The sequence below is a fragment of the Pseudomonas oplopanacis genome, assembly GCF_057128725.1.
The window spans coordinates 526,218-541,131 of record NZ_JBSKHV010000002.1 but is presented as its reverse complement, the minus strand read 5'-3'; the positions used below and the strand labels follow the sequence as shown (position 1 = coordinate 541,131).

Sequence of the window (14,914 nt, the reverse complement as noted above, 5' to 3'; positions counted from 1 at the left end):
CGGTCATTGATGCTTTGCCGGAACTCAGACTATGTCGCCGCTGATTCGCTTAACCGCCAGCTTTATCGCCCTGATGATGGCCATGGGCATCGGGCGCTTCGCCCTCACCCCGCAAATGCCGCACCTGCTCAGTGAAGGTCAGATCGACCTGACCGCGGCGGGCCTGATTGCCGCGGCCAATTACCTGGGCTACTTCGTCGGCGCGCTGGATGCGATGTTCTCGCGCAAGCCGGCGCAAGTCCGTCAGCGCTTGCTGGGCGGGTTGTGGCTCTGTGTGCTGCTGACCCTGGCGTCGTTCTGGGCCAACGGGTTCTGGTCGCATCTGCTGCTGCGTTTTGGCACCGGCGTGGCCAGCGCCTGGGTGCTGGTGATGATCACAGCGCTGAGCCAGCCATTGGCGGCCGCGGCCGGTCGTCCACGGTTGGGCGCCCTGGTCTTTGCCGGGCCGGGCCTGGGGATTTTTCTCACGGGGTTATTGGCCTTGGGTTCGAACCTGCTGGGGCAGACTTCCGCGACGCTGTGGCTGGTGTATGCCGGCGTAGCGCTGGTGATGCTGCTGGGAATTCTGCCGTTCTTGCCACAACCCACGGTACCGATGGCGGCAGCACCCGTCGCCTCCACATCGAACAATCAGGGCATCGCTCGACTGGGGGTGATCTATGGCTTGTATGGTCTGGGTTACATCATCCCCGCCACGTTCCTCTCACAAATGGCCAACGCGCAGTTTCATGGGCAATGGCAGGCCGAACTGTTCTGGCCGTGCTTCGGTCTGGCGTCGGCTGTCGGAGTGCTGCTTGTGAGCCTGCGTCGCCCCTCGCCAAATGGCACACGCCATTGGCTGATGATCACGTTGTGGCTGCAAGCCGTCGGGGTCTTCGCTTGCCTGTTGGGCAGCGGAACGGGTCTGGCGTTGGGCGTGCTGCTGTGTGGCACGCCGTTTCTGGCCTGCATGCAACTGGTGATGCAACGCTCCCGCGAATTGGCGCCCCACGCCACCCAGCGCAACGCCGGCCTGCTGACTGCGTGCTTCGCCGTGGGCCAACTCGCCGGGCCGTTGCTGGCCGCCCTGAGCAGCCATTTCAGTGGCGGTTTGCAGCCTGCTCTGGTGGTTGCCGGCAGCGGATTACTGATCGCCGGCGGCCTGTTGCTGCGCCCGGTCAGTACTGCCCGAGGGCTTTGCGCAAACGACGGCGCACCCACTGCTCAGCGCTGACAAAGGTGATGCCGAGCAAGACCAGCACGGCGCCGATGACGAAATTGAGGCTCAGTTCTTCGCCCAACAGCACCACGCCGAACGTGACGCCGAACAGCGGCGTCATGAACGAGAACACCGCCAGGTTTGCCGCCAGATAACGCCGCAACAGCCAGAACCACGTCAGGTAACTGAAGAACGACACCACCAATCCCTGGAACAGCACGCTGGCCACCGCGACGGTGGTCAGGCTGACGTGAGTAACCTGGCCGCTGAGAATCGCGATCAGCATCAGGCCGACGAAACCGACGATCAATTGATAGAACAAGGTCAGCGTCACCGGCGCTTCCGACAGCCGTGAGGCGCGCACCACCACCGTGGTTGCCCCCCACGCTGCACCGGCCAGCACGCCCAGCGCATCGCCCAGCAACATGCGGTGATCGAGGTTATCCCAGGACACGCCACCGGCAAACGCGATGGCGATCCCGATAAAGGCGAGGAGAATTCCCAGCCACTGAACCGGCCTCAAACGCTCACTCGGTAGCAACCAATGCACGCCCAACGCGGTGAAAATCGGTGCGGTATAGAGGAACACCGACATGTGCGCGGCCGTCGTCAGTTGCAGGCCTTCAGAGATGAAAAAGAATTCCAGACCAAACAGCGCACCGGCCAGCAAACCGCCGCGCCAGGTCGCACCGACCTGATCCCAGCCGCCCTTCCAACAGATCAGCAAGCCGACGAGCAATGCGGACATGCCCGACCGCCCCGCCGCCTGCATGACTGGCGCGATGTCCGGCGCCGCCCACTTGATCATCACCTGCTGCACGCCCCAGATCAGGCACAACCCGATCATCACCTGCAGGGCAAACCCGTCGGCGCTACGCCGGCTGGCGCTCACCGTGACACCTCGACAACACAATCCATGGCAGAAACCCGGTAGTCAAAAAACAAAGCCCGGCACGGGGCCGGGGCTTTTCATTACTGTTGGTGCTGGGTCAGCTTAGTTCAATGCGATCCGCGTGAATGACGATCTGGCCATTCTTGTACAACGCACCGATGGCTTTCTTGAAGTTGCCCTTGCTGACGCCAAACATGCTGGTGATCACCGTCGGGTCGCTCTTGTCGCTGACCGGCAGGCTGCCGTTGTTTTCACGCAACTTGGCGAGAATCTTCGAGTTCAGGCTGGTGGCGGCTTCTTCGCCTACCGGTTGCAGGCTCAGGCTGATCTTGCCGTCGGCACGGACTTCCTTGATAAAGCCCTTCTCTTCTTTGCCGGCGCGCATGAACTTGAAGATTTCATTCTTGTGGATCAAGCCCCAGTGCTTGTTGTTGATGATTGCCTTGAAGCCCATGTCGGTCGCTTCGGCCACCAGCAAATCAACTTCCTGGCCCGGTGTGTAGCTGGCCGGGGACTTGTCCAGGTAGCGGTCCAGACGTGCGGTCGCAGTGATGCGACGGGTGTGCTTGTCGAGGTAGACATGCACCACCACGTATTCACCGGCGGTCATCTGGCGTTTTTCTTCGGAGTACGGCAGCAGCAGGTCCTTCGGCAGACCCCAATCCAGGAACACGCCGATGCTATTGACTTCAACGACTTTCAAACTGGCGAATTCACCGACCTGAACTTTCGGCTTTTCGGTAGTTGCGATGAGTTTGTCATCGCTGTCCAGATAAACAAAAACGTTGAGCCAGTCTTCATCTTCGCTTGGAATATCTTTGGGGATATAACGATTAGGCAAGAGGATTTCGCCGTCCGCCCCACCGTCCAGATATAAACCGAAGTTAGTGTGTTTAACCACTTGCAAACTGTTGTAACGCCCGACTAAAGCCATTTCAAATACCCTCATTACGTGGGCGGCATTCTACCCGGTTTTGCGGGTAACGTTCGGCGGCCGGCCCGGTGGCGGGCGAAAATACTGCGCAATCCCTGATTTCCCTGAGGGGTTGACCCGCAAGGCTTCGCCACTCGTCAGCCCGATGAGGCGGTTTTGTCGCCTGCCAACCCGCCCGAACCTGGGTCATTTTCATCAACGTTCTTATTTAAAACAGCGTGTTAGAGACCTATTTCAGATAATGCCCCGAGATAAATACCGGCCCTGCGCTGTGTATTTTGAGGGGATATTAGCCAAGCAATTGTCAAGTATTTCCTGTACGATGCCTGGCCAAGTTAATTTTCTACAGGTTAATGGCCGCCATGCGTGTAAAAGCATCCAACAGCAAAGCAAAGCCAGCTCCAGCCGTTGAAACCAGCGAATCGATCAACAACCAGATTGCTGCGTTCCTCAAGTCCGGTGGTGAAATCCAGCAAATTGCCAAAGGCGTCAGCGGCCAGACGTTCGGCCCGTCCAAGCAGATCACGCTCGGCAAGAAGTAACACCCTGCTTTAACTGGTCCCAAAGCGCTTTGAGCTTCGAAGCGCTTGGACTGGAACCCTCCCGCAACACCCCGCCAACCCCATCAAAATTTCAAAAATCGACGAACGGCCCTCAATGCCGCGCATTCGCCGGTATCCTTGCACACGTCTAGAACAAGCGTTTCAGTAGGCTTTCGATCCCTGCTCCTCGCTGTCAATGGAGTGACGCATGCTCAAACCCTCCCTTCTGTTGCTCTGCATGCTGCTGGTATGTCCGCACGCCAGCGCGCAAATCTTCCAGCGTGAGCTGGGCGACTTCGATCTCAAGCTTGGCACCACGCCCAGCCGCAGCATGGCCCAGGGGCTAGTCAAGCCGTCCAGCACCGGCTCGTTCCATGGTGGCCTCGACCTGACCCACGACAGTGGCTTCTACGTCGGCCAATGGGCACCGAGCATGGGGTTGAGCCCGGGCAAGAACCTTGAAGTCGATTCCTACGCGGGATTCAAACAACCCTTCGATCAAACCCTCGGCTACGAAGTCGGCATGATCCACTACAGCTATCCAAAAGTGGACACCCTCGACAGCCAGGAGCTGTTCGGTGGCCTGACCCTGCTCGGCAGCCGCTTTGGTGCAGCCTTCAGCAACGACCCGGACAAACTGAACAAAACAGTGTTCGCCGACCTTGGTGGCAATCAACCTTTCGGCATCGGGATCAGCATGAAGTACACCACGCACCAGCTCTACACCCCGGTGTCGGTCGACGGTGGGTATGTCGGCAGCTTTACCGACTGGTCGGTGCAACTTTCCCGGCCCTTCATGGGCATCGACCTGGACCTGATCTACAGTGATTCAAACCTCAGTGGCAGCGACTGCTCGGCCTATTCCGGGCACAACAGCCAATGCGACGGGCTGGTCACCCTCAAGGCTGAACATTCGTTTTATTGAACGGCTGAACTGCCGGGTTCATCCTGCGTTCACATAAGAACCTACGCTTTCGCAAGGACCCGCCCATGTCGCGCTGGTTACTACGCTTCGCTGCCCTGATCATCCTGAGCCTTGTCCTCGGCGCGTGCAGCCGGATGGGCCTGGCCTACCGCAACCTCGACGTGATCATTCCATGGACGCTCAGTGACTACCTGGACATGAACGGCGAGCAAAAAGGCTGGTTCAACGAGCGCCTCAAAGAGCACCTGAGCTGGCATTGCACTACACAACTGCCGGGTTACCTGGATTGGCTGGACCGCTTGCAGACCATGGTCGAAACCAACCAGGTCACCGACGCCGCCCTGCAAACCCGCACCCAGGAAGCCAAAGCCGCCATCGCCCAGACCGCCCGGGAAATCACCCCGTCGGCCGTCGAGTTGCTGCAGGGGCTGGACGACAAACAAGTCGCGGAAATGAACGACGCCTTCGCTAAAGACCTGCGCAAACGGCAGGAGGAATACCTCAAGCCCTCCCTTGATCAGCAGATCAAGCAACGCGCCGAACGCATGGAGAAACGTCTGGATGACTGGCTCGGCCCGCTGAGCCCCACCCAGCAACAACGGGTGATCAGTTGGTCGAAGGCCTTGGGTGACCAGAACACCCAATGGATCGCCAACCGCGCGCATTGGCAGACGCAGTTCAGCGCGGCCGTTGCCCAGCGCCATAGCCCAGAATTCCCACAACGAATAGAGACGCTTCTGGTTAATCGCGAGAGTTTGTGGACGCCGGCCTATCGTCAGGCTTACGCCAATACGGAGGCTCAGGCGCGTGGGTTGATTGTGGATTTGATGGCCGAGAGCACGCCGGCCCAGCGTCAGCGGTTGTTGAAGAAAATCGAAGGTGTGAGAAAAGACTTCAATGACCTCAAATGCCTAAAAGCAGCCAAACAATCCTAAACCGCACGCATTTTCCCTGTGGGAGCGAGCCTGCTCGCGAAAGCGTTGTATCAGTCGACATAATCGTGACCTGACACACCGCATTCGCGAGCAGGCTCGCTCCCACAGGGTTATGCGCAGTCTTCAGGCAATCTGCGCTTTAGACGCCACTTCATCAAACGTCACTTCATCCAGCGCATCTTCCTGCTCATCCAACACCTGGCGCGGATGGTCATTCCCCGGAATGCTGCTGTCGATCAGGCTCAACAAACTGGAGCCGCGCGGCGTCAGAATGTAATTCGAGCCGCTACCGCCCTGATCCTCGGGCCGCGGTTCGATGTAGCCACGCGCCAGCAGCAGCTTTTCGTACTCACCCGCCACCGCTTTCAAGTGATCGAGGTTTTCCGTCTGCTCGCCTTCCGCCGTTTTCTCCGCCACGTACTGCTCGGCATAGGGCCGTGGCGTGAAGCTACTGTCACCCTTTTGCACTTCGTGCAGCAAGCGTTCAATCAAATCCCAGTTATAAGTCGTCATCCTGATTCAACCTCCAGACCGCGTGATTGTGATGGCCTTCTTAAGTTGTGACCGGCACCGCACGCAGCCGTTCAGCCGAGGCGCTGAACAGCACTGACCGGCGGTATGTCGAATCCGGCACAGGTCAAACGACTAGGCTGTGTAAGTCACCTCCCCGCCCCCCGCAGGAGAAAGCCAATGAACATTCAGAATCATCCCGTCGTGTCCCGCGAAGAATGGCTCGCCGCGCGCAAGCAACACCTGGCCCACGAAAAAGCCTTCACCAAGGAACGCGACAAACTCAGCGCCGAACGCCGAGCCCTGCCCTGGGTGAAAATCGACAAGGACTACCACTTCCAAGGCCCGCACGGCGAACTGAAACTGGCCGACCTGTTTGGCGGCCGCAGCCAACTGGTGATCTACCACTTCATGTTCGCCGCCGGCTGGGACGAAGGCTGCCCTGGCTGCTCGTTCCTGTCTGACCACATCGACGGTGCAAATCAACATCTGGCGCACCATGACATCGCCGTCGTGGCGGTTTCCCACGCACCGTTCGCCGAATTCCAGGCGTTCAAGCGGCGCATGGGCTGGAAATTCGATTGGGTGTCGTCAGAGGGTTGCGATTTCAACTATGACTTTGGCGTCACCGCACGGGCCGAAGAGGTCGCCGCCGGGAAAGCCACCTACAACTACGAAAAAACTGACGGCGCCGAAGAAGAACTTCCCGGCTTGAGCGTGTTTTATCGCAATGAAGCGGGCGACATATTCCACACCTATTCCACTTATGCGCGAGGACTGGATATGTTGGTCGGCGCCTACAACTACCTCGACCTGACGCCAAAGGGCCGCAATGAAGAGGAAATCATGGAATGGGTGCGGCATCACGACCGCTACGAAGAAAAGGCCGCCGCCAGCTGCTGCCATGGGGGCTAACCTCTTAGGCCGAGTCGCGGCCATCGCAGGCAAGCCAGCTCCCACATTGGATTTGCGTACGCCACCAATCCCCTGTGGGAGCGAGCCTGCTCGCGAAGAGGCCCGCCCAGTCAACGTCCACTGAACGAACCAGACGCCAAGGCCCCAGACATGAACGTCACCCTGAAAACCCTCCCCCCAGCCCGCGTCGCCTACCTGCGCTACACCGGCCCCTACGGCCCGGAAATCGGCACCTTCTGGCGCGAAACCGTCGCCCCGTGGATGATCGAAAACAACCTCCTCAACCGCGTACGCTACGGCATCGGCCATGACGACCCGAGCACCACACCCGCGCAATACTGCCGCTACGACGCCTGCGTCGAAGTGCCCGCCGACTTCGAACCGAAATACCCGTTCGCCGTCACTCATCTGCCCGGCGGCCGCTACGCCGTCGCCCACTTCAAAGGCCCGGCCAGTGAAATCCCGGCGGCTTGGGGAGAGCTGTGCGGGCAGTGGATGCCGCAAAGCGGATTGGCCTACGACCAGCGTCCGGGGTTTGAACGTTACCCAGTGGAGGCGTCCTACGATGAGAACAGCGGCGTGTTGGAAATGGACATGTGCATTGCCATAAAAGACCAGTAACACCCAACACTCTTCGGTCAACGAGCTGAACTTTTACAGGGCTTCAACCCTCAACCGGTTAACCCGCCTTAACCGGAACTGAGGCTCACTTATGAAAACCCTGCTGAAAATAACCCTCGCCACCACCCTCACCTGCGCCCTCCCCGCTTGGGCCTGCACCCCAGAGGAAGCCACCGCCAAGCGCGAGCAACTGGCGCAGGAAGTGGCCAAGCTCACCGAGCAGAATCCGGCCAAAGCCAAAGAGATCAATGCCGAGCTGCAGAAGATGGACTTGGGCACAGCCGCCAAGGATTTGCCGGACAAGTGCCAGCTCATCGATCAGCGATTGAAAGAATTGCAGACGGCGGACAAGAAAGCCGAGGGCTGATCAACCGCCAAATCCCGCGCATAAAAAAACCGGACATCTGTCCGGTTTTTTTGGGACACGACAACGGCTTATTCAGCAGCTGGCGCTTCCGGCTTGCGGCGCTTGAGCGGCGCCATGCCGTCCTTGCTGACCAGCGACAGGGCGTCGGTCTTCGGGCGGTTGGCGATTTTGCGCTTGGTCGGAGCCTTGGCGCCGGTTTTCTTCTTGTCGCCTTTGGCGTCGACTTTTTTCTTCTTCACGCCAACGGCTTTGCCCGAGGCCTTGACCTTTTTCGGTCCGCCGTAGGTGCCTTTGACTTCCTTGATGGTGCGGCGCTCGAAGCTCTGCTTGAGGTAGCGCTCGATGCTCGACATCAGGTTCCAGTCGCCGTGGCAGATCAGCGAGATCGCCAGGCCTTCGTTGCCGGCACGGCCGGTACGACCGATACGGTGAACGTATTCGTCGCCGCTGCGGGGCATGTCGAAGTTGATCACCAGGTCCAGGCCATCCACGTCCAGGCCGCGTGCAGCGACGTCGGTGGCGACGAGGATTTTCACGCCGCCCTGCTTCAGGCGGTCGATGGCCAGTTTGCGGTCTTTCTGGTCTTTGTCGCCGTGCAGCACGAACGCTTTGTATTCCTGCGCCACCAGACGACCGTAGATGCGGTCGGCCATGGCCCGGGTGTTGGTGAACACGATGGCCTTCTGATAGGTCTCGTTGGCCAACAGCCAGTTGAGGATCTGCTCTTTATGCACGTTGTGGTCAGCGGTGATGATCTGCTGACGAGTGGTCGCGTTCAGGTCGCTGACGTTGTTGACCTGCAGGTGCTCAGGGTTGTTCAGCACCTTGGCCACCATGTCACGCAGGCCCGAACCGCCGGTGGTGGCGGAGAACAGCATGGTCTGCTGGCGGTTGGTGCATTCGGCTACCAGACGCTGTACGTCGTCGGCAAAGCCCATGTCGAGCATGCGGTCGGCTTCGTCGAGGACCAGCACTTCAACTTCTTTCAAGTCGAGGTTGCCGGCGTTCAGTTGCTCGATCATCCGGCCCGGCGTACCGATCAGGATGTCCGGCACCTTGCGCAGCATGGCGGCCTGGACCTTGAAGTCTTCACCGCCGGTGATCAGGCCGGACTTGATGAACGTGAATTGCGCAAAGCGCTCGACTTCCTTGATGGTCTGCTGGGCCAGCTCGCGGGTCGGCAGCAGGATCAGGGTCTTGATGCTGACGCGGACTTTCGCCGGGCCGATCAGACGGTTGAGGATCGGCAAGACGAATGCAGCGGTTTTGCCGCTACCGGTTTGCGCAGTCACCCGCAGGTCACGCCCTTGGAGCGCCAGCGGAATAGCCGCTGCTTGCACTGGCGTTGGCTCGACAAATTTAAGCTCGGCCACGGCTTTGAGCAGGCGTTCGTGCAGGGCGAATTGGGAAAACACGGGTGCTACCTCGAAGAAATACAAAAAAACAGCTGCATAGGGTAACGGTTTCGAGCGCTCAGGCCGAGTTTCTTTACGAAAACGACGATAAACAGTGGCTTTTTGTTGCCTGATTTGTCTTCAAACGTCATCCAAACCCTCTTAAATGCTCTAATCGCCCGATCGCGTCCTTCAGGAGAATCGTTTTAGCCCATGGATATCAAACAGCTCTGGCTCAACGCCCAAGACCTCTGGGGCGCCCTCGATCAGCACCCACTCCTGCATTCAAGCCTGGCGCTGATGCTGTTGCTGGTCATTGCACTTGTCCTCGGACGAGTGGCGCGCTTCCTCATTCTTCACGCGACCAAAATGCTCGGCCGCCAACCGGCGCTGCACTGGATCAACGACTTCCGGCACAACAAAGTCTTTCATCGCCTCGCGCAGATCACACCGTCGCTGGTGATTCAGTTCGGCTTGCACCTGGTGCCGGAGCTGAGCAAGGCCAGCCTGAATTTCCTCGGCAATGTGGCGCTGGCGTTCACCATTCTGTTCCTGTTGCTGGCGATCAGCGCCCTGCTCAGCGCCTTGCTGGACATCTACGCGCGCACCGAACACGCCCGCACACGCTCGATCAAGGGGTACGTGCAACTGACAAAAATGGTCTTGTACGTGCTGGGTGCGATTGTCATCGTTTCCACCCTGATCGACCGTTCGCCGCTGTTGCTGCTGTCGGGTCTGGGCGCCATGTCGGCGGTGATTATTCTGGTCTACAAGGACACCCTGCTGTCGTTCGTGGCCAGCGTGCAACTGACCAGCAACGACATGCTGCGGGTAGGCGACTGGATCGAGATGCCGCAGGTCGGCGCCGACGGTGACGTGGTCGACATCACGTTGCACACGGTGAAGGTGCAGAACTTCGACAAGACAATTGTTTCGATCCCGACCTGGCGCCTGATGTCCGAGTCGTTCAAGAACTGGCGCGGCATGCAGCAATCCGGCGGTCGACGGATCAAGCGCAGCCTGTTCATCGATGCCAGCGGCGTGCGTTTCATCCGCGATGACGAAGAGCAGAAGTTGTCGCAGGTGCATCTGCTGACCGATTACATCGGTCGCAAGCAGGCCGAACTCAAGGCCTGGAATGCCGCGCAGGGCAATGTGGCGGCCATGTCCGCCAATCGTCGGCGGATGACCAACATCGGGACCTTCCGCGCGTATGCATTGGCGTACTTGAAGAGTCACCCGGAGATTCAGCCAGGCATGACCTGCATGGTGCGGCAGATGCAGACCACCGCGCAGGGTATTCCGCTGGAAATCTACTGTTTCACCAGCACCACGGCGTGGGCGGATTACGAGCGGATTCAGGGGGATATTTTCGATTACCTGCTGGCGGTGTTGCCGGAGTTTGGGTTGAGTCTTTATCAGCAGCCGAGTGGTGGGGATTTGCGAGCGGGGTTGTTGCCGGCGATGCTGGGCGCAAGCCACATTCCCGACGCCGAAAAACACATCATGTAACCACCACAAAAAACCCTGTGGGTGTGAGCCTTTGTGGCGAGGGGGCTTGCCCCCGTTGGACTGCGCAGCAGTCCCCAATCTTTTGATTAGGGGCCGCTTCGCGACCCAACGGGGGCAAGCCCCCTCGCCACAGTAATTTTCCCAAGTAATTGCGATTGGGGTTACTTGACCTGCCGCTGCGGTGCCTTGTGCACCATGGTGTAAGCGTAATCCACGCCCATGCCATACGCGCCGCTGTGTTCCAGCACCAACTCCATCACCGCTTCGTAAGTGTCTTTGTGTGCCCAGTCACGTTGGTACTCAAGCAGCACTTGTTGCCAGGTGACCGGTACTGCACCCGCCTGAATCATCCGCTGCACCGACATGTCGTGTGCTTCCTTGGTGGTGCCGCCAGAGGCGTCGGTGACGATGTACACCTCGTAACCTTCAGCCAGCGCTTCCAGTGCAGGGAAGGTCAGGCAGACCTCGGTCCACAGCGCGGCAATGATCAGCTTCTTGCGGCCGGTGGCTTTCACCGCATCAACCAGCGCCTTGTCTTCCCACGAGTTCATCGAAGTGCGCTCGATCGGCTTTTGCTCCGGGTGAACCGCCAGCAATTCCGGCCAGATGTAACCGCTGAAACTTTCAGTTTCCACCGAGGTGTAGATGGTCGGCACGTTGAAGATCTTGGCGGCCTTGGCCAGGCCTACGGTGTTGTTCTTCAGCGTTTGACGGTCGATCGACTGCACGCCGAACGCCATTTGTGGCTGGTGGTCGATCAGGATCAGGGCGGAGTTGGTTGGGTTGAGCAGTTCACGAATAGACATGGCGCGTTCCTTTTGATGTCGATTTTCAAAGTGAGTAATGGGTGAGTCGACGTTGCCGTCAGCGGCGTTGTCGTCGGCTTGGATGTCACTTTAGGGGCTGGCATAGAAAGGGACAATTCCCTAAAATCGAGAATCATTGATTCTAAAATAGGGACAATCATGGATCGCATTGAATGCATGCGCGCCTTTGTCGTCACGGTCGGCGAGAACGGTTTCGCCGCGGCTGCTCGGGCAATGGATGTGCCGCGATCAAAAGTCAGTAAACAGATTCAGGCGCTGGAGGAAGCCATCGGCGTGCAATTGCTGCAGCGCACCACGCGCAGCCTGCACTTGACCGAGGCCGGCGCCGAATACTTCGACGCAGCACGCGAAGTGCTGGCATCGCTGGATGAGGCCGAACAGCGTGCGCGTAACGGCATTGGCGAGTTGCGCGGGGTGTTGCGCGTCAACGCGCCGATGTCATTTGGCTTGCGCCGACTGGGGCCACTGATCCCGCTGTTTCATGAGCAGCACCCGAACATCGAGTTGCAACTGGTGCTCAGCGACCAGCAGGTGGATCCGGTGCGCGGGGGTTTCGACGTGACCATCCGTATTGCCAGCCTGCCGGATTCGACGATGATCGCCCGGCAACTGGCGCCGGCTCCGCGCATCATGGTGGCGTCACCGGCGTATCTGGCACGCGCCGGTATACCGCAGACTCCGCAAGACTTGCGCGCACATCAGTGCCTCAACTACGGGTACCTGCAAAGTGGCGTCAGCCTGCAACTGTGCAATGGCAAGGAAACTCAACGGGTCAACGTGACCGGCCCGTTGCACGCCAACAACGGCGACTTGCTCGCTCAGGCTGCCGAAGCGGGGATGGGCATCGCCCTGTTGCCCAACTTCATTGTCGAGGATGCGCTGGCGGCTGGCCGCCTGATGCCGGTGATGTGTGAATGGCAGGCACCCGCGATCACGATCAACGCGGTGTACCCTTCGGCACGTCGGGTCCCGCAAAAGACCCGGACGTTTATTGAGTTTCTGGTGGAGCAGTTGGCTGAGAAGTAATACGCATCACTCCTACAGGGGTTATGCGGCGGTCAGTGGTTTGCGGATACCCAACCGACTGATCCACACCGCCATCAGAATCACCGACCCACCGAGAAACAACCGCCCCAGCTCCTCATGCTGATTCCAGATCAACAAATTGATCAGCAACCCCACCGGCACATGGAGGTTGTTCATCACCGCCAGCGTCCCGCCGTTCACCATGCACGCGCCCTTGTTCCACCAATACAGACCCAGCGCGGTCGAGACCAGGCCGAGGAACACCAGCACGCCCCATTGCAGCGGCGCTTCGGGCAGGAAGTTCTGTTTACCGAACAGCAGGAACGCCGGCAAGGCCACCGCTAATGCACCGAGGTAGAAGTAGCCAAAACGCCGGTAATGCGGCAGATCGCTCGGGTATCGCGCCACCAGATGCTTATAAAGCACTTGCCCGGCGGCGTAGGTGAAGTTGGCCAGTTGCAGCAGCAGGAAGCCCATGAAGAAATCCGGGTTGATCCGGTCGTAGCGAATCACCGCCGCGCCCATCACCGCCACCAGTGCAGCGATCAATGCCCACGGATTGAAACGCCGGTTCAGCGCGTCTTCGATCAAGGTCACGTGCAACGGCGTGAGGATGGTGAACAGCAACACTTCCGGCACCGTCAGCACCCGGAAGCTCAGGTACAGGCACACATACGTCACGCCGAACTGCAATGCGCCGATCAACAGCATGCCGCGCATGAACGCCGGTTCCACCGAACGCCAGCGCGTCAGCGGGATGAACACCAGCCCGGCCAGTACCACGCGCACCAGCACCGCGAAATAACTGTCGACGTGACCGGCCAGGTATTCGCCGATCAAACTGAAGGAAAACGCCTGGATCAGCGTGACAAAAAGTAGATAGCCCATGCTCGCCTCGTTTTGAATGGCGGCGACGATAGCGGGTTTTGCCGTTTATCGCGAACACAGGCCAACGCACAAAACCATTGTGGGAGCGAGCCTGCTCGCGAAAGCGGTGTGTCAGTTAAGGGCGATATTGGCTGACACGACGCCTTCGCGAGCAGGCTCGCTCCCACAAGGGGATTTGGGGTGTTGATGAAATCGCAGGCAAAAAAAAGCCCGATCTCGCTAAAGCGTTCAATCGGGCGACAGCACTCAGGAGCAACAAGTGCAAAGGGAGGTTCGTTGCGCGTAAAGCCTTGAAGGGGTTGCGCCAGGTCACTTGAACATCAAGGGATTATCTGGCGATTAAAGGCTCAGGCGACCTGGGCAAGCTTGGCGTTGGCCTGGTTCAGGCCCTTCTCCTGGAAGTCACCGCCCAGGTTCATGCCTTCGGCGTGAATGAACGTCACGTCGTGGATGCCAATGAACGCCATGACCTGACGCAGGTACGGTTCCTGGTGGTCTGCCGTGCTACCGGCGTAGATCCCGCCGCGAGCGGTCAGCACGTAGGCACGCTTGCCGCTGAGCAGGCCTTGCGGGCCGGTATCGGTGTACTTGAAGGTCACGCCGGCACGCAGCACATGGTCGAGCCAGGCTTTGAGCGTGCTGGGGATGGCGAAGTTGTACATCGGTGCAGCCATGACCAGCACGTCGGCGGCCAGCAACTCATCGGTCAACTGGTTGGAGCGTTCCAGCGAAGCCTGTTCGATGTCGCTGCGTTGCTCGGCCGGTTTCATCCAGCCGCCCAGCAAGTTGATGTCCAGGTGCGGCACCGGATTGACGGCCAGGTCACGCACGGTGATCTGATCGGCCGGATGCGCGGCTTTCCATTGGCTGATGAAGGTCTGGGTCAGTTGACGGGAAACCGAGTCTTGCTGACGGGCGCTGCTTTCGATGATCAGAACGCGTGACATGGGATGTAGGCTCCATCTGAGAATGCTGTAAGGCGATGGAGTGGAGGTTAAACAGAGTCATATCGATGAAAAAGCGCAAATAACTGCTATAACCCATCAATAAATTCGTTTATAAGCTGAGCATACCCTGTGGGGGTGAGACAGCCCCACACAGGAACAAAGCGTCATTTCGGGGTGCAGGTCAGCTCGATACGCAGCTTGATGATGCTGCGGGTGAACTTCGCGGTAGCATTTTTATGCTTGCCCGCCGGTACATCGATCTTGCGGGTACGTGGCGCTTCCGGGCCATTGATGAACACGGCCTTGCAGCTGACATCGACATCGCCGTAGTTAGCCACCCGGATGGAGCCGATGTCGTTATCCGTGTCGAAAGTCTCATAGTCGACTTTCAAGCCATTGAGGTCTTTCTGCACATCGATCGGATAAGCAAATGCCGTCAGCGGCAGCATCGCCAGCAGCACACAACAGAATTTATTCATTC

At 58.9% G+C, this 14,914-nt stretch carries 17 protein-coding genes; 9 read left to right on the top strand and 8 right to left on the bottom strand.

Annotation, left to right across the window (positions count from 1 at the left end):
- Nucleotides 1-31: 31 nt before the first annotated feature.
- Nucleotides 32-1,213: an MFS transporter gene (locus ACWKV5_RS06870; protein WP_483840694.1), complete on the top strand. Its 1,182-nt coding sequence runs from the start codon at nt 32-34 to the stop codon at nt 1,211-1,213.
- Here the strand turns inward: ACWKV5_RS06870 and ACWKV5_RS06865 are convergent.
- The gene (locus ACWKV5_RS06865; protein ID WP_483840693.1) at nt 1,158-2,090 is read right to left on the bottom strand and encodes a DMT family transporter; all 933 of its coding nucleotides are present in this window, start codon (nt 2,088-2,090) and stop codon (nt 1,158-1,160) included. The two genes, ACWKV5_RS06870 and ACWKV5_RS06865, sit on opposite strands and share 56 nt — an antisense overlap.
- A gap of 97 nt (nt 2,091-2,187) precedes the next feature.
- Nucleotides 2,188-3,024: a CvfB family protein gene (locus ACWKV5_RS06860; RefSeq protein WP_123433967.1), complete on the bottom strand. Its 837-nt coding sequence runs from the start codon at nt 3,022-3,024 to the stop codon at nt 2,188-2,190.
- Nucleotides 3,025-3,377: 353 nt separating this feature from the next.
- Between ACWKV5_RS06860 and ACWKV5_RS06855 the strand changes: the two genes are divergently transcribed.
- From ACWKV5_RS06855 to ACWKV5_RS06845, 3 genes are all read left to right on the top strand, one after another.
- Entirely contained in the window at nt 3,378-3,566 is a 189-nt protein-coding gene (locus ACWKV5_RS06855; RefSeq protein ID WP_017337097.1) for a hypothetical protein, read from the top strand.
- Between the two features lie 208 nt (nt 3,567-3,774).
- Nucleotides 3,775-4,491 (top strand): TorF family putative porin, encoded by a 717-nt coding sequence (locus ACWKV5_RS06850; protein WP_483840692.1) that lies wholly within the window; start codon nt 3,775-3,777, stop codon nt 4,489-4,491.
- 65 nt (nt 4,492-4,556) lie between these two features.
- Nucleotides 4,557-5,426: a DUF6279 family lipoprotein gene (locus ACWKV5_RS06845; protein WP_483840691.1), complete on the top strand. Its 870-nt coding sequence runs from the start codon at nt 4,557-4,559 to the stop codon at nt 5,424-5,426.
- 123 nt (nt 5,427-5,549) lie between these two features.
- Here ACWKV5_RS06845 and ACWKV5_RS06840 read toward each other — a convergent pair whose 3' ends face one another.
- Nucleotides 5,550-5,939 (bottom strand): transcriptional regulator, encoded by a 390-nt coding sequence (locus tag ACWKV5_RS06840; RefSeq protein WP_483840690.1) that lies wholly within the window; start codon nt 5,937-5,939, stop codon nt 5,550-5,552.
- A 177-nt stretch (nt 5,940-6,116) separates the two neighbouring features.
- Between ACWKV5_RS06840 and ACWKV5_RS06835 the strand changes: the two genes are divergently transcribed.
- From ACWKV5_RS06835 to ACWKV5_RS06825, 3 genes are all read left to right on the top strand, one after another.
- Nucleotides 6,117-6,851 carry a DUF899 domain-containing protein gene (locus ACWKV5_RS06835; protein ID WP_123433963.1) on the top strand — a complete coding sequence of 245 codons (735 nt, stop codon included), beginning with the start codon at nt 6,117-6,119 and terminating at the stop codon, nt 6,849-6,851.
- A 150-nt stretch (nt 6,852-7,001) separates the two neighbouring features.
- Complete coding sequence (locus ACWKV5_RS06830) at nt 7,002-7,472, top strand: AraC family transcriptional regulator (protein ID WP_483840689.1); 471 nt, start codon at nt 7,002-7,004, stop codon at nt 7,470-7,472.
- 91 nt (nt 7,473-7,563) lie between these two features.
- The gene (locus ACWKV5_RS06825; RefSeq protein ID WP_483840688.1) at nt 7,564-7,839 is read left to right on the top strand and encodes a hypothetical protein; all 276 of its coding nucleotides are present in this window, start codon (nt 7,564-7,566) and stop codon (nt 7,837-7,839) included.
- Nucleotides 7,840-7,907: 68 nt separating this feature from the next.
- Here ACWKV5_RS06825 and ACWKV5_RS06820 read toward each other — a convergent pair whose 3' ends face one another.
- Nucleotides 7,908-9,254 (bottom strand): DEAD/DEAH box helicase, encoded by a 1,347-nt coding sequence (locus ACWKV5_RS06820; RefSeq protein ID WP_027925824.1) that lies wholly within the window; start codon nt 9,252-9,254, stop codon nt 7,908-7,910.
- Nucleotides 9,255-9,446: 192 nt separating this feature from the next.
- Here ACWKV5_RS06820 and ACWKV5_RS06815 point away from each other — a divergent pair, with 192 nt between their 5' ends.
- Complete coding sequence (locus ACWKV5_RS06815; protein WP_483840687.1) at nt 9,447-10,745, top strand: mechanosensitive ion channel family protein; 1,299 nt, start codon at nt 9,447-9,449, stop codon at nt 10,743-10,745.
- Nucleotides 10,746-10,906: 161 nt separating this feature from the next.
- Here the strand turns inward: ACWKV5_RS06815 and ACWKV5_RS06810 are convergent, their stop codons facing one another.
- A complete protein-coding gene (locus ACWKV5_RS06810; RefSeq protein WP_027925826.1) occupies nt 10,907-11,551 on the bottom strand; it encodes a hydrolase in 645 nt (214 codons plus the stop codon).
- A 159-nt stretch (nt 11,552-11,710) separates the two neighbouring features.
- Between ACWKV5_RS06810 and ACWKV5_RS06805 the strand changes: the two genes are divergently transcribed.
- Nucleotides 11,711-12,598 carry a LysR family transcriptional regulator gene (locus tag ACWKV5_RS06805; RefSeq protein WP_483840686.1) on the top strand — a complete coding sequence of 296 codons (888 nt, stop codon included), beginning with the start codon at nt 11,711-11,713 and terminating at the stop codon, nt 12,596-12,598.
- 21 nt (nt 12,599-12,619) lie between these two features.
- Here ACWKV5_RS06805 and ACWKV5_RS06800 read toward each other — a convergent pair whose 3' ends face one another.
- The 3 genes from ACWKV5_RS06800 to ACWKV5_RS06790 all read right to left on the bottom strand — a co-directional run bounded on the left by ACWKV5_RS06800 (nt 12,620) and on the right by ACWKV5_RS06790 (nt 14,912).
- Entirely contained in the window at nt 12,620-13,486 is an 867-nt protein-coding gene (locus ACWKV5_RS06800; protein ID WP_483840685.1) for a carboxylate/amino acid/amine transporter, read from the bottom strand.
- A 347-nt stretch (nt 13,487-13,833) separates the two neighbouring features.
- Nucleotides 13,834-14,433: an FMN-dependent NADH-azoreductase gene (locus ACWKV5_RS06795; protein ID WP_027925829.1), complete on the bottom strand. Its 600-nt coding sequence runs from the start codon at nt 14,431-14,433 to the stop codon at nt 13,834-13,836.
- A gap of 164 nt (nt 14,434-14,597) precedes the next feature.
- The gene (locus ACWKV5_RS06790; RefSeq protein WP_027925830.1) at nt 14,598-14,912 is read right to left on the bottom strand and encodes a hypothetical protein; all 315 of its coding nucleotides are present in this window, start codon (nt 14,910-14,912) and stop codon (nt 14,598-14,600) included.
- Nucleotides 14,913-14,914 lie beyond the last annotated feature (2 nt).

Coding starts and splice junctions, on each gene's coding strand:
- ACWKV5_RS06870 (WP_483840694.1), top strand. CDS start 32: ATGTCGCCGCTGATTCGCTTAACCGCCAGCTTTATCGCCCTGATGATG.
- ACWKV5_RS06790 (WP_027925830.1), bottom strand. CDS start 14,912: ATGAATAAATTCTGTTGTGTGCTGCTGGCGATGCTGCCGCTGACGGCA.
- ACWKV5_RS06815 (WP_483840687.1), top strand. CDS start 9,447: ATGGATATCAAACAGCTCTGGCTCAACGCCCAAGACCTCTGGGGCGCC.
- ACWKV5_RS06795 (WP_027925829.1), bottom strand. CDS start 14,433: ATGTCACGCGTTCTGATCATCGAAAGCAGCGCCCGTCAGCAAGACTCG.
- ACWKV5_RS06800 (WP_483840685.1), bottom strand. CDS start 13,486: ATGGGCTATCTACTTTTTGTCACGCTGATCCAGGCGTTTTCCTTCAGT.
- ACWKV5_RS06835 (WP_123433963.1), top strand. CDS start 6,117: ATGAACATTCAGAATCATCCCGTCGTGTCCCGCGAAGAATGGCTCGCC.
- ACWKV5_RS06830 (WP_483840689.1), top strand. CDS start 7,002: ATGAACGTCACCCTGAAAACCCTCCCCCCAGCCCGCGTCGCCTACCTG.
- ACWKV5_RS06805 (WP_483840686.1), top strand. CDS start 11,711: ATGGATCGCATTGAATGCATGCGCGCCTTTGTCGTCACGGTCGGCGAG.
- ACWKV5_RS06850 (WP_483840692.1), top strand. CDS start 3,775: ATGCTCAAACCCTCCCTTCTGTTGCTCTGCATGCTGCTGGTATGTCCG.
- ACWKV5_RS06845 (WP_483840691.1), top strand. CDS start 4,557: ATGTCGCGCTGGTTACTACGCTTCGCTGCCCTGATCATCCTGAGCCTT.
- ACWKV5_RS06825 (WP_483840688.1), top strand. CDS start 7,564: ATGAAAACCCTGCTGAAAATAACCCTCGCCACCACCCTCACCTGCGCC.
- ACWKV5_RS06840 (WP_483840690.1), bottom strand. CDS start 5,939: ATGACGACTTATAACTGGGATTTGATTGAACGCTTGCTGCACGAAGTG.
- ACWKV5_RS06860 (WP_123433967.1), bottom strand. CDS start 3,024: ATGGCTTTAGTCGGGCGTTACAACAGTTTGCAAGTGGTTAAACACACT.
- ACWKV5_RS06855 (WP_017337097.1), top strand. CDS start 3,378: ATGGCCGCCATGCGTGTAAAAGCATCCAACAGCAAAGCAAAGCCAGCT.
- ACWKV5_RS06810 (WP_027925826.1), bottom strand. CDS start 11,551: ATGTCTATTCGTGAACTGCTCAACCCAACCAACTCCGCCCTGATCCTG.